This window comes from Clostridium sp. DJ247 (assembly GCF_014231265.1).
Window position 1 is genome coordinate 31733 of the sequence record NZ_JABAIW010000042.1, and the last position, 15619, is coordinate 47351.

The 15619-nt window shown below is 34.5% G+C and carries 19 protein-coding genes and 2 pseudogenes; 17 read left to right on the forward strand and 4 right to left on the reverse strand.

Annotation, left to right across the window (positions count from 1 at the left end; genetic code table 11):
* Position 1: 1 nt before the first annotated feature.
* The 9 genes and pseudogenes from HGI79_RS15960 (at position 2) to HGI79_RS16000 (ending at position 6635) form a co-directional block, all read left to right on the forward strand.
* A complete protein-coding gene (locus HGI79_RS15960) occupies positions 2-508 on the forward strand; it encodes a hypothetical protein (RefSeq protein ID WP_185651683.1) in 507 nt (168 codons plus the stop codon).
* A 1269-nt stretch (positions 509-1777) separates the two neighbouring features.
* The gene (locus tag HGI79_RS15965; RefSeq protein WP_185651684.1) at positions 1778-2653 is read left to right on the forward strand and encodes a tyrosine-type recombinase/integrase; all 876 of its coding nucleotides are present in this window, start codon (positions 1778-1780) and stop codon (positions 2651-2653) included.
* Positions 2654-2665: 12 nt separating this feature from the next.
* Positions 2666-3055: a hypothetical protein gene (locus HGI79_RS15970; protein WP_185651685.1), complete on the forward strand. Its 390-nt coding sequence runs from the start codon at positions 2666-2668 to the stop codon at positions 3053-3055.
* A 5-nt stretch (positions 3056-3060) separates the two neighbouring features.
* Complete coding sequence (locus HGI79_RS15975; RefSeq protein ID WP_185651702.1) at positions 3061-3228, forward strand: hypothetical protein; 168 nt, start codon at positions 3061-3063, stop codon at positions 3226-3228.
* A 776-nt stretch (positions 3229-4004) separates the two neighbouring features.
* Positions 4005-5234, forward strand: a complete 1230-nt coding sequence (locus tag HGI79_RS15980; protein WP_185651686.1) for an IS110 family transposase — start codon at positions 4005-4007, stop codon at positions 5232-5234.
* Between the two features lie 122 nt (positions 5235-5356).
* A pseudogene (locus HGI79_RS15985) lies at positions 5357-5671 on the forward strand (HYD1 signature containing ADP-ribosyltransferase family protein); the annotation flags it as partial.
* Between the two features lie 17 nt (positions 5672-5688).
* Positions 5689-5967, forward strand: a complete 279-nt coding sequence (locus tag HGI79_RS15990) for a DUF6881 domain-containing protein (RefSeq protein ID WP_185651687.1) — start codon at positions 5689-5691, stop codon at positions 5965-5967.
* Between the two features lie 79 nt (positions 5968-6046).
* Complete coding sequence (locus HGI79_RS15995; RefSeq protein ID WP_185651688.1) at positions 6047-6490, forward strand: macro domain-containing protein; 444 nt, start codon at positions 6047-6049, stop codon at positions 6488-6490.
* Positions 6477-6635, forward strand: a complete 159-nt coding sequence (locus HGI79_RS16000; protein ID WP_185651703.1) for a hypothetical protein — start codon at positions 6477-6479, stop codon at positions 6633-6635. Before HGI79_RS15995 ends, HGI79_RS16000 begins: the two co-directional genes overlap by 14 nt.
* 122 nt (positions 6636-6757) lie before the next feature.
* Here HGI79_RS16000 and HGI79_RS16005 read toward each other — a convergent pair whose 3' ends face one another.
* The 3 genes from HGI79_RS16005 to HGI79_RS16015 form a co-directional block, all read right to left on the reverse strand.
* Positions 6758-7228: a hypothetical protein gene (locus HGI79_RS16005; protein ID WP_185651689.1), complete on the reverse strand. Its 471-nt coding sequence runs from the start codon at positions 7226-7228 to the stop codon at positions 6758-6760.
* A 2-nt stretch (positions 7229-7230) separates the two neighbouring features.
* A complete protein-coding gene (locus tag HGI79_RS16010; RefSeq protein ID WP_185651690.1) occupies positions 7231-7542 on the reverse strand; it encodes a hypothetical protein in 312 nt (103 codons plus the stop codon).
* A gap of 158 nt (positions 7543-7700) precedes the next feature.
* The gene (locus HGI79_RS16015) at positions 7701-8174 is read right to left on the reverse strand and encodes a tyrosine-type recombinase/integrase (RefSeq protein ID WP_241428237.1); all 474 of its coding nucleotides are present in this window, start codon (positions 8172-8174) and stop codon (positions 7701-7703) included.
* A gap of 695 nt (positions 8175-8869) precedes the next feature.
* Here HGI79_RS16015 and HGI79_RS16020 point away from each other — a divergent pair.
* Genes HGI79_RS16020 through HGI79_RS16030 form a run of 3 tightly spaced genes read left to right on the forward strand, consistent with a single transcriptional unit; the run spans position 8870 to position 11082 of the window.
* Positions 8870-9049, forward strand: a complete 180-nt coding sequence (locus HGI79_RS16020) for a hypothetical protein (RefSeq protein WP_185651691.1) — start codon at positions 8870-8872, stop codon at positions 9047-9049.
* Between the two features lie 3 nt (positions 9050-9052).
* Positions 9053-9364, forward strand: a complete 312-nt coding sequence (locus HGI79_RS16025) for a hypothetical protein (RefSeq protein ID WP_185651692.1) — start codon at positions 9053-9055, stop codon at positions 9362-9364.
* Positions 9365-9420: 56 nt separating this feature from the next.
* Positions 9421-11082, forward strand: a complete 1662-nt coding sequence (locus tag HGI79_RS16030) for a MarR family transcriptional regulator (protein WP_185651693.1) — start codon at positions 9421-9423, stop codon at positions 11080-11082.
* A 542-nt stretch (positions 11083-11624) separates the two neighbouring features.
* Here the strand turns inward: HGI79_RS16030 and HGI79_RS16035 are convergent.
* A complete protein-coding gene (locus HGI79_RS16035; RefSeq protein WP_185651694.1) occupies positions 11625-12347 on the reverse strand; it encodes a helix-turn-helix domain-containing protein in 723 nt (240 codons plus the stop codon).
* Between the two features lie 186 nt (positions 12348-12533).
* Between HGI79_RS16035 and HGI79_RS16040 the strand changes: the two genes are divergently transcribed.
* The 5 genes and pseudogenes from HGI79_RS16040 to HGI79_RS16060 all read left to right on the forward strand — a co-directional run.
* Positions 12534-12734 (forward strand): hypothetical protein, encoded by a 201-nt coding sequence (locus HGI79_RS16040; protein WP_185651695.1) that lies wholly within the window; start codon positions 12534-12536, stop codon positions 12732-12734.
* Between the two features lie 304 nt (positions 12735-13038).
* The gene (locus HGI79_RS16045) at positions 13039-14271 is read left to right on the forward strand and encodes an IS110 family transposase (protein ID WP_185651696.1); all 1233 of its coding nucleotides are present in this window, start codon (positions 13039-13041) and stop codon (positions 14269-14271) included.
* 17 nt (positions 14272-14288) lie between these two features.
* On the forward strand, positions 14289-14681 hold the full coding sequence (locus HGI79_RS16050; protein WP_207725797.1) for an HYD1 signature containing ADP-ribosyltransferase family protein: 393 nt from the start codon (positions 14289-14291) through the stop codon (positions 14679-14681).
* 3 nt (positions 14682-14684) lie between these two features.
* Positions 14685-15005 (forward strand): hypothetical protein, encoded by a 321-nt coding sequence (locus HGI79_RS16055; protein WP_185651697.1) that lies wholly within the window; start codon positions 14685-14687, stop codon positions 15003-15005.
* A 348-nt stretch (positions 15006-15353) separates the two neighbouring features.
* Positions 15354-15619 (forward strand): annotated as a pseudogene (locus tag HGI79_RS16060) (hypothetical protein); the annotation flags it as partial.

Genomic DNA, 15619 nt, shown 5'->3' on the forward strand with positions numbered 1-15619 from the left:
TATGGAGAAAGAAACAATATCAATAACAGCATATGGGCAAAATATTGATAATGATTTTAATTGGGAAGAGTGGTATGAAGACTCTAAAAGAACAATTGAATCATTAGGATATGAATATAATTATGTAGGCATAAGAACTGAAAAACTTAATTCTGGAAAAGTAATGAAGCTAGATAGAAATGAAAAAAAGGTTCTTAATGAAATTCAAAGTGGTCAAGACATTAAACACATTTCAATGTTCTCATTGCCACAAGATTTCAAGAGTGCTTCTTTTGATTATGATGTAATGATAGTTAGAAATTCTCAGTTTATAACATTAACAATAAATAAAGGTGATTTTAATAAAATAGATGAACAGCAATTATTACTACTACTGGGTAAATATATTGAAAATTTACGTGTAGAAATTTATGAAATGGATAGATATGAATCACCATTAATTTATGCATCAAAAGTTAATCCAACATCATTTTTTAAATCATTAAAGGTGATTAAAGAGATAAGCTAAATGCAAAAAAATAAATTGATTGACTTCATAAAATGGGAAATTGAATAAATTAAATGAAGTAATAGCTTTAAAAAAAAGATTTCACTTCATAATAGTAATAATGTAGTGAAAAGATGAAATGAATCAGCTGAAATTAAGTAGGCTGGTTCATTATTTTTTTAGCAGTTAATATATGCTGTAAATACATCATTCAAAAGAAGTACATTAAAAAGCAACGATAACACATCAGAAAACAGAGATTTAAAAGACTGTGAATAAGAGTGGCATTAAATTTTAAAAGTGTTGAATAAAGGCTAAAGCTACTGATTTAATAGATATTTATAAATGATTAAAATCTTTTCAGCTGTTCCTCAAGTATAAACATATGATAAAGGATTTCCTTGCTAATCAATACTTGAATCTTTAGAAGCCAGTAAAACAAGGCTGAAAGCAATGTGTAGATTGGGAAACTAGGAAAGCCTAGATTCAATAATTTCGATTATTAGTTGATTGGTTCATAGCTGTATATGTGTAGGATAAAAGTATTAATATTTCAGCAGATAAAAGCATATGATAAAGGATTTCCTAGATAATTAGAACAGTCATCTTTAGGAGCCAGTAAAACGAGCATAGAAGATATGTGTAGCCTGATAAGCTAGGAAGACCTGGATTCGATAATTCCACTTAAAAGTTAATGGAATTGGGAACATATAATATGTAATATAAAACACTAAAAAATAAAAAGAATTGATATGGTAAAACATATAAATAATATAATTGAGTATAATGACTTGGGACTTGGAAATAGGAACTAGGGACTAGGAAATTGTAACGGGGGGTAGGGGGGCATATGACTGATAAGAAGATATAAGATTGAAATAAATAATAAATATATTTCAATATAAAATATAATAAATACAGATAAAGAAATAATAATTGATACAGGGATATAAAATATAATTAATCAATGTAGTTGATTAATAGATAACATATTCAGAGGATTAAATAAACCAAGTAATAAATATTTCAGTAATAATAGTAATGAGAAAATACAATACATCAATCAGTAGAACTATATTAAAAAGCAACGGTAACACATCAGAAAACAGAGATTTATGAGAATGTGAATAAGAATACTATTCAGATTGTAAAGTTGTAAAGAATGGCTAAATCAACTGAATTTAAAATAGAGGATAAATATATATTATAACAATGATAAAAGAGTTAATGTTTCCAATCAGGGAGCATTAACTCTTTTTTAATGTAAAGAAATTGAAGGGAGTAAAGGTGATGTGTCAAGTAATAGAAGATTTCAAGATAAGCTTAATTGAGGATGGAAAGAGTCCTAAAACAATAGAAAGTTATGTTGGAGACATTAAGGCTTTTAAAGAATTTCTAGCTACTAAAGGAGTTGAATTTAATGGTACTGTACAACGATTCTACGTAGTAAGTTACAAGAACTTCCTGGTAGATAACAACTACGAGGTCGCAACAATCAATAAAAAGATAAATAGCATTCATGCACTAAATAGATATCTTGTAGCAACTGGTGGCATGAAGGAAATAGTTGTAGAAAATTCTAAGGACAGAGTAAAGATAGCCTATGGGTCGGAGAAACAAGTTGAGGTTTATTCAGATAAGGAGGTTGATAAGATACTTTTCTACATTCAGAACGTGGATAGGGTAAGTAAAAGGAATAAAGTAATCATAATGCTACTACTTTATACAGGAGTTAGAGTAAGTGAGCTATGTAGCATAAAGATTAGAGATATTGATTTCTTAAATTACTCAATAAAAATCTACGGAAAGGGAGGTAAGTTTAGAGAGGTTCCATTGAAATTCGATTTAGCAGATGCAATCAAGGAATACATCAAGGATAGAGCTTATAATGATAAGGATTCAGAATATCTAATAATAGGTCAGAGAGGAGCATTGAGAAGAGATGCAATAAACACAATGCTTGAAAGATTAACTGAAGAGATAGGAATGATAAATAAGTTAAAACCTCATACCTTTAGACATACTTTCTGTACAAGATTAATAAATAGAGGAGTACCTATTTCAACAGTAAGTAAATTAGCAGGTCATAGTAGTGTGGATACTACTATGACCTTTTATATTAACAGTAGCAGAGAAGAGAAAATGAAGGCTGTAAGCCTATTATAGGAGGAGAAGAGAATGATAACAATCTACACTTTAGAAGAAATCAAGGAACTAAGAAATATATCAAAAGCAATGAAAGAAGAATTACTATCATACTTTGAAGAGATAGCTAAAGGTATTGTAGGGGAAGACTGGAGGACATACAATCTTGAGGAGGTTGGACCAATACTTGTAATAGAAGATGATGATGCTGTTGATGTGCTAGATGAGTATGGATTGATGCAGGGAAGCGAAAGCGTACCTCAAGCACTGCCAGAATTTGCACTAAAGGTAATAGTCGGAGATGTTGAAATGCTAAAAATAATCTGGGTATGCAATGATTCCTTCGGTGTATCTGTGTACTATCCCATAGGAAAATTCAGCAAAGAATTTGATGAATTCATAATGGAATATGTGATGGAGTAATTTCAATGAAGCTGAGGGAGGAAAAAATAGTGGAAATAATGATTTTGATTGCAAGAATAATAATGCTAATACTAGGTGGAATGTCATCAGTAGGAGCAGTTGGTGAAGTTGCTAAAGCTAGTGGCGTAGCATCATCAACATTGTGGAATAAACTACCTAATAGGTTCAGATAGGGTGTAATTGGACAGATGTTGGGCATATAAGTGTTGAATAAAACCTAGATAAATCAATAGGTTGGTCATATGGGCACATTAAATTATTAAAAATAGAGTAAAAAATAGTTGAATAAAAAGTGAAAATAAAAAAGAATTCATTAAATGATACGTCCATACGCCCTAAGTCAGTAAAATCAACAGCTTCAGAAAATTAACTACGCCCCATAAGCGTCCAGATAGACCCTAACTAAGAAATGAAAATATCGATGTAATCGTAATATCGTCATATCAATAATGGCGATATTTTTAGTTACAATAGGTCAACTGGAAATTAGAAAAAGAGGTTTAAAAGGAATTTCAGATAAAAATGGCTGAAGTTAGAAGAAATAAAGAGTAAATAGGAGATGTTAAAAATAAAATCATTAAAAAGTCTTAAAATAGACAGTTTATAGACTAGGAAGTCCTTAACTGGAAATCGTAAAAGGAGGACAAGTTAAGGAAGTCTAGGGACACTATGAACATAGATAAAATCAGAGAATTCAGGATGTGACTAAAATAAAGCTAGGATATATACTGAATCAAAAGAAACTGTAATTAATGCGGGAGTGGGTTATCTCAAGGTAGAAGATTCAATAATGATTTCATTGAAAGCTACAAGGTCATTACCTCTAGCAGAACAAGAACGGATTGGCTTTCGCCCCCATGCACAATAATTCTCCTAGAGGATTGATTGAATGCTTTAAACTGAGGTTGCCTGCGTTCCTGCATAGAATGATGAATAGGAGTGAGTAGATATGCATAAGAAGCAAAATCATGTATATGTTGGACTAGACCTACACAAGGATACCCATACCGCTGTTATTATAGATTGCTGGGATGAGAAGATAGATTCAATAACCATTGAGAATAAGCCTTCTGATTTCACACAACTAATGAACAAGGTAAATAAGATAGCAGGTAAGCTTACACCAGTATATGGACTTGAAGATGTACATGGCTACGGTAGAAGTTTAGCAGTATTCCTAATAGAAAAAGGAATGATAGTTAAGGAAGTTAATTCCGCTCTTTCTTTCATGGAAAGAATGAGTTATCCAACTACTAAAAAGAGTGATGATTGGGATGCTAAGTGCATTGCATCAGTACTTTTAAGAAAGCTAGATACACTACCAGATGCTAATCCACAAGATTTATACTGGACAATAAAAATGATGGTGAATAGAAGAGATGCGATTGTAAAATCAGTAACAACTCTGACCAATCAACTTCATGAACAACTAAACTATAATTACCCAAGCTATAAGAAATTTTTTTCTGATGTGAATAGTAAAACTGCCTTAGCATTCTACGAGGAGTACCCATCACCGAAACACCTTAAAGGTGTAACTGATGAAGATTTAGCAGAATTTCTAAGAAAGCCAAGTCATAATAGTTGCTCAACAAGAAAGGCTAAGGAGATATTGGACATTGTAGAAAGTGACGGAGATACAACAAGGGAGTACCAAGAGTCTAGAGATTTCATCATTCAGAGCATTGTAAGAGACATTGCGTTTAAGAGTGAAGAAATCAAGAAGGTTGAGGCTGAAATGAAGAAGCTACTAAAGCTTCTAGACTTAAAGCTAGAAACTATTCCAGGGATAGATACTGTAACTGCAACAGCACTTGTTGCTCACATAGGAGATATTAAAAGATTCCGTAACGCTGATAAGCTAGCTAAATTTTCTGGAATAGCACCAGTAAATTTCAGTTCAGCGGGTAAAGGGAAAGATAAAAAGAGTAAGCAGGGTAATAGGGAACTGTATGGAGTGTTCTATTTCCTAGCAGTGCAACAGATTCAAGTTTCTAAGAAGGGAACTCATAGAAATCCAGTTTTCCTAGAGTACTACAAGAGAAAAGTTTCAGAGGGGAAAACCAAGATACAGGCATTAGTGTGTGTAATGAGAAGGCTTAACAACATAATATACGGAATGATGAAGAATAAAACTGAATACATTTTACCAGATATGGAAGTAGAGCAAATAGCATGATAAAATAGTGGTAGATGTTGAAGATACTCAACGCTACCACTAAAAGATAATAAGACAGACTCTGCCCCAAGGGGGTAAGTAATGCTGCCGAGAGTACACCAACAAAAACTCTTTATCACTATACAAATGAAGAAGGACTAAATGGGATATTAGAGTCTAATGAATTAAGACCTTCGTTAAAAGCTAATAATCCGAAAGATGCAAGGTATGGCAATGGTCAATATCTGTCAGATATAGTTCCAGAAACCACCAAGCCTACATCTTTAGCATCAAAGTTTATTAGGGTGCCTAATAAATACAAATATACTAATTTTGTGGAAATTGATGTTACAGGATTAGAAGTTGTTGAAGGTAGAAGCGGAGTTTATGTTATACCAAATGAAGGAAACTTAGATATAACGGGTAGAATAGTAAGGAGTGGAAAAGTTGGAAAGTAGACTAAGGAGGTTCTAGAATGCAATATTTGTTTGTGACTTGGGAACATAACTTTAAAGATGAACCGAAAGAATTTTACATGGAGTTAAATGACAAAAGATTTCAGGATAGAGTTTTGGAAATATTTGAAGATGGAGGAGTTGCATATGCAACAACTACTGAAGAATATAATACATTCTTAGCTAAGGAAGCCTATCCAAGTATTGAGGAAATTAATTCAACTGAAGAATTTAGGGCGGTTCTAATAACTAAAGAAGAATTTGAAAAAGCATGGGAAGATAGATATAAACAGAAATAATATAGTATAATAGAAAAGGCTGATAGCTTTATTTTAAATAAGAAGGTATCAGCCTTATTCTAACACTTGAGGTGAATATATGATAATGTTTGTTAAAGGGGATATACTAGAAGCTAAAGCTGATGCAATAGTAAATCCTGTTAATTGTGAAGGATATATGGGTAAGGGATTAGCATTACAAGTTAAGCAGTTATATCCAAAAACGTTTAATGATTATTCAGTGGCATGTAAAGAAGGGCGATTAAAGATAGGGCGAGTGCATTATTTTCAGGAAAATGAGAAAATTGTTATAAACTTTCCAACAAAGGATAAATGGAGAGCTAAGTCTAAGTTAAGTTATATCACCGATGGACTACCAGAACTGATAGATTTACTCAAAAAGCTTAATATAAAATCTATTGCAATACCTCCGCTGGGCTGTGGGCTTGGAGGGTTAAAATGGGATGAGGTTAAACAAGTTTTGTTAGAGTATTTAGAGAATGTATCGGATACATTAGATATATTCATATATGAGCCTCTTTAGTTTGCTTGGGTTACCTATGTATGATGCACCAAATGCAGTCGATAAATTGAAACATCCATATAAACCAGCACCAGCTCATAAGGTGGAGGCAATTAAGGATGCCTTGAAACATTTTGAGGTTATACTGATGCAAAATGGCCTTTGAGGGATTACAACTATTTTTATGTGCCTACTGCAATACACAGTTTCGTACTGCCATTTAAGGCTACCGAGTTCAATGCAATACATAAACTCACTCCTTTTATCTGTTTAGCCATTACATAAGCGTTAGTACGGCTCTATGCCACCTAGTTTCAGTACACTCCAAAAACTAGCAGGGTCTATATCACTAAGATAGCACTCTAAATTACTGATATTTAACCTCTTAGCATACCTAATATCTGCTTTACCTGACTCTGTGATAGGGTGACGCTCTGAACAACTTATCGCTGAATAGGTGTAATCACTGATACACTTATCATCATCAACCGTGTGGTACTCATAAAGTACCCAGTCGGGTGGGAGTCCACTAAGCAGGGCCTTTGGGTACAATGCTCCAAATTCGATTTGAATATGTGTAACTTTTTCGATATAGGGGTGGCCTAGAAACATATGATTTGTTTCACAGCTAGTGGAAGTGACCTTAAATCCACGCTCTATAAGCATCTTAACGACTACCATAAGCTCCTTATGTACCAATATGGTTTTATGATTGTGCTTTTTATTTATAAACTTCCTACAATTTAAGCAGTATAACACGGCTACACCTCCTTTTGCACCTGAACCAACAAAGGCGGAGCACCGTGACTACTTAGGTTTATGACTTCCAACGCTATGGGTAGACTACTTAAACATTCTACGCAGAGCGAAAGAACAGCGGGTTTTATTGGAAGTTCTACGGGTTGTACTGCATATACAATGACCTCTTGCTTACAACAGCTACAACAGCCACTAGCAGTAGCTTGATTTACTGCATTATAAAAGGTATCTAAGCTTGTAGGGTTCTCACGCTGTTTACAAGCCTTTTTAAATGTGCCGTCAGCAAAATACCCTAAAAATTTAATGTTATCCATAAATAATCCTCCTTTGCTACTTGTATTTACTTGTGAAAGGTTTTATCTGTATTAAACAATATGCACATGATTACTTATAGCATCTTCTATCTCTTTACTTCTGACACCTATGTATTTTTGAGTGATTGCTATACTACTATGCTGCAGTAGAGTTCTAACTAACTCAATGTTTTGGTGGCTGTTATTAAAGATTTCGTTAGCATAAAATTTTGGAAGCTATGAGTAGATATGTTTTCAAGTCCTAAGTGGTCGCATACTATCTTTAGTTGCTTCTGTACTGCTCTCTCGGTTAGTTCAAATAGTTTACCATCAGCACCAATTCCATTATCTAACGCATACTCTTTAACTACTAAATATATCTCCTTAGGTACTGTAAAAGTTCTGTTCTTTCCAGTTTTCGCCTCAACAATATCTAAAATAATGCTATTACCGTTACTCCTGAATGACTTCATAGTTAAACTTAATGTGTCACCTATTCGGATACCAAGGTTTCCTTCAAGCATTAGAGCCAGTTTAACCCTTTGGTTAGGTCTGAACTTTTTATCAGCACCTTTAACTGTGTATGTAAATCCAGAACCAATAGTGGTGAGTATTTCTTTGTATTCTTCTATGTTTATTACTCTTGTTTTCATAGTGATACCTCCTTTATATTTGTGATTTCTTTAGACTATTATAATAAAATAGTTCGCATTTTGCAAAGTAAAAGTTCGTGTTTTAAAGAAAAGTTTTATATGTCTACAATATAAATATTATAGAAGCCAAGTAATATCAATAGTTATACGGCATTTTACCTATTGATAAAAAGTACGCTTTAGTCAGCAAAGGCGAATTTTTTGGATAAGTTAGTACAAACTAGATAACCTTAGATTATGATAAGTGGTTACCCTCATCAAGTGGGCTTCCAAACAGCGTACAATGACCTACAATGAATCTTTATTAGGTTGGCAAGTATTTATACACTAAAATCAAGTTTAAATCTTCTGAGGGCTTAATAGAGCGTTATAAAAATAGGAGTGCATATAGTTGTACTCCTATTTTTTTATGAACCTATTTTTATGAATAAGAAATTTAGGAAATTCTATGATTTGTTACACCTGATTTAAGGTTTTCTACACGAGGGCACAGCCATTTAAGCTCTACATATTAAAGTCATGGATTTTTGTTTGAAATATTTAAAAAAAATATTATTAGCACGAATAAACTCCAAAAGTAAATAGTTATATTCAAAAACAATTAATGTAAACCAAAAGCAACCTATTACAACCAAAAGTAAGAATTAGACAGAAATGTAAAGCTGCAATATGATATAACCATAGGAGATGATGTTATGTATAAAGTTTTAGCGGAGGAAGCAAAGGTTAAAATCGGAGATAAATGGCATACACTTACGGTTATTCTGACTGAGGTTAGTGGTGGTAAGCGAGTCGAATATCTGGATGTAGATGGTACTGTGCTAAAGTCAGAGGCATATAGCCGTAGCAAATACAAAACTGTAAAGGAGGTATAAGTTATGAGTACAATACAGACAGGTGCGTGGCGTACAAGTGCCGGAGAATATAAGGTCTTTATTAGAGGTTGTGAACAACTGGCAGACACTAAGGTTGAGGTTATATCTCGTACTGGTGACAGCTCGTATGCTGTTATTACAGGTACACATAGTAAAATCATCGGAGGGTATTTATATAATTTCTACCGCACCCGTAAACCAGAACCAGCTTCTACACTATCTACAAGTGTTATCAATGTGGGTACACCACAGACGAGAACTATAAGTTCAGAGGTTAGTGCAGAAGAATTGGATGCGGCCCTAGGACTTGACTAAACAGGATGCTCGGCGTTGCTGGGCATCCTTTAATACTTATTGAGGGAGGTATCACAATGAAACATAATTTCAGCAGCTTAGAACCAGAGGAAAGAGTCTCTTTAGTGGCATTAGATAACTATATCGACTTTCTGTTCCCGTCTTTATCGGCCAATGAAAAGATTGCCCTGTTTTTCAAACGAGATATACCTCGAGTTGTCTATTTTGAGAGCAAGGAACTTTTAAAGCTAAGACTAAAACAGGGGTTAAAGGATTGTGATACTTTTATAACTTTATCCACAGTTAAGGGTGATGCTAAAACTAAAGAGGCTGAGAATATGAGCCGACGCTTTTGTCTAGGGTTTGACCTTGACAAAAAGGACTTTAAAGGTCGGTTCAACACTATACAAGAATTTACAAAGCATTTCAGGGATACAACTAGCCTGTTTATTCATTACATTATAGATTCAGGTCACGGTTATCATATTTATGTAGGTATTGAAGAAACTACTGATATAGTTCGTGTTACTTCAATCACTCGTAGATTTGCAGTTCTGTGTGGTGCTGATATAGCTAATATCAGTCAAGCTCAATCACTACGCTTGCCCGGTACACTTAATCACAAAGACCCACAGAATGTTCTATCTGTGAATATCGTATCTGCATACACCCAAGACGATAAATTCCGTCGGTACACATTGGGTTATCTTGAGAGCCGACTCAAAAAGTTAGAGCGAGCATCTGGCATAGGTAGACCAGTAACTCAAAAGAAGTCCATAACTCGTAAGTTTAGGGGTATGTATCCTTGTGTAGCTGCTATGCTTGATAAGGGAGTACCTAAGGGCGAGCGTAATAAGTGCTTAGCTCGCATAGTAAGCTATTTCAGAGACGTTGCTCAAGTGATTCCTGATTCAGCTTTGGAAATTGTTCTGCAATGGAATGAAAAGTGCAATGCTCTATGTGAAGAACACGAACAGAAGTCAGACGATGAGGTGACCAAAGATTTCAACAGGTTATGGAAACCACAACAACCATATATTTTTTTAGGCTGTGTATCCGATAGGAATAGCTTTTCTCCCATACTAGCAAGGTATTGTGACGAGGCCCAATGTGCAAAACACAGACGGGGCCCAAGTAAAGATAGCAACCAGTTCTTTATCTTAGACAGCAGATATGTAACCGATAAATGTTTGTGTAATCTTAAAGGTTACGCATACCTGATATTAAAAATTTTATTGGAAAACAAGAAAGCTTATAAGGCATCTGAACTTGTCTCTTTAACAGGATATTCAGAGCAGACAGTATCACGTACTCTAAAGTCATTGGTGGATTTAGAATTAATACATAAATCTGCAGATGGTGTAAACACATACAAAACTAAGAACTATGCACCACCAAAAGAAAAACAATTCGTAACTTTACCTGTTAAGCTATTTGATATGCTTGTAAACAAAGAAATCAGTGAGCAAGAGCTATTATTATACATAGCCATTAGGCGTAATGCGTATGCCTCAAAGAAATGTACTCAGGATGTACTTGGTAAGTTACTGGACCTCACGGAAAAGAGTATATCAAGAACAGCGAAGCAGATGGTAGGTCTTGGACTGCTAGAAATTGAACCTAGAAAAACAGGTAATATTGCTAAAAAGGGTGGTAAAACTGTTGAGAAATCCTTCAATTTTTATCGTTTTCCACTTGAGGAGCAGAGTGACGAAGATGCGGATATTGAGGGGATTTAGAGCCACACTCCTCCTAAAATGTCTGGTTATGAATTAGAATGATTTAGATTGGAAAATGGATAGAATGATAGAGAGGCTAGTCGTGGTCACATTTCAGCCTTATCAAGCAGTCATTTTTATTAGTTTTTATCAGTCCTAAGGTTTATATAAGGCTCATACAGACACTTTGAGTATCAGAGGTATATTTCCCCTCTACACACTATTAGAAAATGCTACTACGGGCATTTTAGAAAGGGATGAAGTATGATAGAGAGCAAGAGTGTTCTAGTTATGTAATGGATAATTAGGACCTATGAAATCTGGATAAGACTGCAGATTATAGTGATTGTGTATCCAAAGAGCAGTAATCATGCTGAGCCGTTTTATCCGTTGCCACAGGCACTAAAGACGAACTCAGCATAAATATTTGGGGGGCGTTCATCAATCTGTTAATATTTTATGTTGTTTTATGTATTAAATACTTTTTTATATGAAAGGCCCAACATACTCTCTAAATCCACAAAACTAGTCACACCAGTACCTAGTGGGTCAAAAGAAACTAGTTAATCATGCTCATCAGCAAAGTTATTTTCCTCTTTAAGCAGTTCAACACCCTCAGGCCATAATTCATTTGAAATTTCCTCGACTATGCTTTGGAAGTGTCTGGTTGCTCTTAGTAAACAAGCTTCCGCAGCTATGTCGTTATCTACAACTTGTTTACCATTTCTTATGATAATGTCTGTTGCCCTACATATATCATCGGGTGTCAATCCATCCTCTGGCTTTTGAGATTTAGCGAGGATAAATCTTTTATAAAGTTCTATTTGACTGAGTAACCTATCAAAATCTTTGTGTTCAATTAGGCTGTTTAATATATGCAACTTTTGGGCACGGAATGTATCCATCGAAACAGAACCAGTATAATCCACACCAGCAACACCCACTTTTTTAATCTTTTTAGCTGCAACTTCAGATAAACCAGTCTCAGATACCGTCATTTCCTCGGTCTTTTTATTCCTGTAACTTGTAATCCCAAGTAAATAATCTGTTGAAACATTAAAAAATGAAGCAATACCTACTATTTTATCTATATCTGGCCGAGAGTATCCCCCACTCCACCACCTGACAGCTTCACCAGTGACACCAAGATGCTGAGCGAGTTTGGAAGAAGTAATATTACTTTCTTTTAATAATTCACGGATGTTTCTATTTAATGGCTTATCGAAGAAGTCTGCACTCCTTCTATCTTTCTTATTACTTGTTATCTTTGCTTGTTTCTCTTTCATAAATTTTCACCTCCTGTAATTATTGCTATCATTTATTTGAACTAAGTAAACAATGCTTGTTTTCGAGGTAGAGCTATGTTACATTAAGAATATACTAACACTAACATCAATACAACAAGCAACGCTAACATTAGCTTATTCTAGAATGTGATGGCTGTCAATATCTAATGAAAGAGAGGGTTAATTATGCAAGCAAATAAAGAAATTAGGACTACTGCAATAAAAAGTAATGTACGTTTTTGGCAAATTGCTGATGAAATGGGTATTCACGAAGTCACGCTAATAAAACGACTTAGACACGAGCTTCCCGAAAGCGAGAAAGCTAAAATCTTATCCATCATTGAGAAGCTATATAAAGAGAACAAGTTAAGTGATGAGGAGTTGTAGTGGCATTTCATTTTACAACCAAAACTCCAGCAAAGCTGAAATGGAAACAACAGTAACAAAAGAAACTATAAGCAGTTAATATAAATTTGAATAAAATAGTCAACTAAAATTGCATACGGAAGTGGGTAACTTTGTTTGAAGGATAAGACCAACAAGATTACTGAAAGCCCCTACCAAAATTGTTAAGCAAAATAGGACGGATTGGCTGTCGCCCCCATGCACAGAAGTTCCAAAAGAACGGTCTGAATGCTTTAAACTGAGGTTGCCTGCGTTCCAGCTATAACAAATGGAGGAGTGAGTAATAATGCACTATAAGCAAAATCATATCTATGTTGGATTAGACCTACACAAAGATACCCACACCGCAGTAATTATTGACTGCTGGAATGAAAAACTAGAAACTATAGTAATTGAGAACAAGCCTTCTGATTTCACAAAACTACTGAACAAGGTGAAGAAAGTAGCAGGAAGCCTAACACCAGTATTTGGTTTAGAGGATGTACATGGATTTGGTAGGTCATTAGCAGTATTCCTGCTGGAAAAGGAGCAGATAGTAAAGGAAGTAAATTCTGCCTTATCCTACTCTGAAAGGATGAGCTACGCAACCACTAAAAAGAGTGATGATTGGGATGCCTATTGTATTGCCTGTGTATTGGTAAGAATGCTTGAAAGGCTGCCTGATGCTAATCCGTTAGATTTGTACTGGACAATAAGAATGCTGGTAAACAGGAGAAATGCGATTGTAAAATCAATAACTACATTAACTAATCAGCTGCATGGACAAGTCTATTACAATTATCCAAGTTACAAGAAATTTTTCTGTGATGTCAATAGTAAAACTGCTTTGGTATTCTGGGAGAACTATCCTTCACCACGCCATCTAAAAGGAGTAACAGATGAAGATTTGGCAGAACTACTAAGAAAGCCAAGTCATAATAGTTGCTCAACAAGAAAAGCTAAGGAGATACTAGAGCTTGTTGAATCTGATGGTCATACTTTTAGAGATTATCAAGATTCAAGAGATTTCATAATTCAAAGCATCGTAAGAGATATTAGTTTTAAAAGTGAGGAAATAAAAAAGGTAGAAGTTGAAATGGAAAAGTTATTAAAGCTATTGGGCTATAAGTTGGAAAGTATTCCTGGTATAGATATTGTAACTGCTACTAACCTTGCTGCAGGAATTGGAGATATAAATAGATTTCACAATGCTGACAAGCTAGCAAGATTTGCAGGTATAGCACCAGTAAACTTTAGTTCAGCCGGTAAAGGTAAGGATAAGCAAAGTAAGCAGGGAAACAGAGTACTATACGGAACAATCTACTTCCTAGCAGTACAACAAATACAAGTATCCAAGGGAAAGAAAACACCTAGAAACCCAGCATTCCTTGAATACTACAATAGGAAGGTTTCAGAAGGGAAAACTAAGGTACAGGCACTAATTTGTGTAATGAGAAGACTTGTTAACATATTATACGGAATGATGAAGAACAAAACTGAATATGTAATGCCAACTGTGGAGTTGAAAGAAGCAGTGTGATACAATGGTGGTAACTGGTGGTAACTGGTGGTAAAAGGCTAGTTACCACCAAAAAATATGATATATATAGTTTCAGCCCTAAGGGGGCGGCTGAAGCTGCTGAAGAAACTACTAGAGTACGCCATTATACTAACCGCAAAGGTATAAATGGAATAGAACAGGACGGAAGCATTATTGCCAAGGACAACAATAGAGTGTATGTGGAACCAGCAAATAAAAAACCTCTAAGCCAGATTGAGGCTGAAACAAAGTATCAACTTAAACCTGGTAAAGGCAGAGATTATGTTGAATTTGATGTGCCTAACTCTCAGTTAGAATGGGTAAAGAATCCAAGATATGGAACACCAGAATTAACCATAAAAGGTGGCGTAGAAGAATTGCTAAATTCAAAATTCTTTAGGAGGAAATAAGCTATGATGGAAGAAAATAAAGAAATAATGCTAACAGGAAATGAAGCTTTAGAAATACTAAAAGAGATAAATCTAATTTTAATATCTTTACACGACATGGGTTCATACTATATGGATAAAGATACAAGAGAATATGAAAAAGAAACTACCCGATTTGTTGATGAATGGAAAGTTACTAGTAGACTAGCTAAAATTAGGGAAGTATTATCAGAAAAATTTGATAACACCCTAGGAGATGATGATATGGACGATTTAGAAAGAGCAATGGAAAGCTTAAAGTATTGGGAAAAACCAGGAGATGTTCCTGATGATAATGTTGAATAATACAAGCACAAATCCTTACAGGATATAATTTGTCCAATTGAGCTCACTGTATAATTATAGTAAAACTAACTACAAAACTCTAGATACTAGTGAGATAGTCGATTGAGTTGCTAGTTCAATGGTATTTTCATAAATCGAATATAGAAAAACTAGATGCATAATTATTATTCTGCAGTGAGTAGATGAAAAGTTTAAATCAATGTTAAAATGGTAGTAATAGTTAAAAGCTGTTACTACCATTTTAATTTTGTAACTACAGTTTCAGCCCTGAGCTCATGACAGGATTCATTCTATACTAATAGAAATCTTATTGATCCAGTATTATTTCGTTTATTATACGGAACTGGAATGAGAGTTTCTGAAGCATTGAACCTTCTGGTAAGAGACTTCAATCCTACGGAAGGTATATTAACTGTATACCACGCGAAAAACAATAAAGATCGGCTGATTCTTCTTTCACCTAACATAACTACAGGTACTCATAACTACTCCTATCAATACAATGGTGAAGGTTTAAGAGTATCTAAAACTGTGGATGGACAGCTTACCCGATATTTATACGAATATGATAAACCAATACTAGAATTAAATGGCTCAGGAAACCAAATAGGTAG

What these genes read in the sequence shown, in the direction of transcription:
- HGI79_RS16055 (WP_185651697.1), top strand. Translation starts at nt 14,685, where the DNA reads ATGATGGAAGAAAATAAAGAAATAATGCTAACAGGAAATGAAGCTTTA.
- HGI79_RS16040 (WP_185651695.1), top strand. Translation starts at nt 12,534, where the DNA reads ATGCAAGCAAATAAAGAAATTAGGACTACTGCAATAAAAAGTAATGTA.
- HGI79_RS15970 (WP_185651685.1), top strand. Translation starts at nt 2,666, where the DNA reads ATGATAACAATCTACACTTTAGAAGAAATCAAGGAACTAAGAAATATA.
- HGI79_RS16030 (WP_185651693.1), top strand. Translation starts at nt 9,421, where the DNA reads ATGAAACATAATTTCAGCAGCTTAGAACCAGAGGAAAGAGTCTCTTTA.
- HGI79_RS16015 (WP_241428237.1), bottom strand. Translation starts at nt 8,174, where the DNA reads ATGAAAACAAGAGTAATAAACATAGAAGAATACAAAGAAATACTCACC.
- HGI79_RS15990 (WP_185651687.1), top strand. Translation starts at nt 5,689, where the DNA reads ATGCAATATTTGTTTGTGACTTGGGAACATAACTTTAAAGATGAACCG.
- HGI79_RS16035 (WP_185651694.1), bottom strand. Translation starts at nt 12,347, where the DNA reads ATGAAAGAGAAACAAGCAAAGATAACAAGTAATAAGAAAGATAGAAGG.
- HGI79_RS16020 (WP_185651691.1), top strand. Translation starts at nt 8,870, where the DNA reads ATGTATAAAGTTTTAGCGGAGGAAGCAAAGGTTAAAATCGGAGATAAA.
- HGI79_RS15975 (WP_185651702.1), top strand. Translation starts at nt 3,061, where the DNA reads ATGAAGCTGAGGGAGGAAAAAATAGTGGAAATAATGATTTTGATTGCA.
- HGI79_RS16000 (WP_185651703.1), top strand. Translation starts at nt 6,477, where the DNA reads ATGAGCCTCTTTAGTTTGCTTGGGTTACCTATGTATGATGCACCAAAT.
- HGI79_RS15960 (WP_185651683.1), top strand. Translation starts at nt 2, where the DNA reads ATGGAGAAAGAAACAATATCAATAACAGCATATGGGCAAAATATTGAT.
- HGI79_RS16010 (WP_185651690.1), bottom strand. Translation starts at nt 7,542, where the DNA reads ATGGATAACATTAAATTTTTAGGGTATTTTGCTGACGGCACATTTAAA.
- HGI79_RS15995 (WP_185651688.1), top strand. Translation starts at nt 6,047, where the DNA reads ATGATAATGTTTGTTAAAGGGGATATACTAGAAGCTAAAGCTGATGCA.
- HGI79_RS16025 (WP_185651692.1), top strand. Translation starts at nt 9,053, where the DNA reads ATGAGTACAATACAGACAGGTGCGTGGCGTACAAGTGCCGGAGAATAT.
- HGI79_RS16045 (WP_185651696.1), top strand. Translation starts at nt 13,039, where the DNA reads ATGCACTATAAGCAAAATCATATCTATGTTGGATTAGACCTACACAAA.
- HGI79_RS15980 (WP_185651686.1), top strand. Translation starts at nt 4,005, where the DNA reads ATGCATAAGAAGCAAAATCATGTATATGTTGGACTAGACCTACACAAG.
- HGI79_RS15965 (WP_185651684.1), top strand. Translation starts at nt 1,778, where the DNA reads ATGTGTCAAGTAATAGAAGATTTCAAGATAAGCTTAATTGAGGATGGA.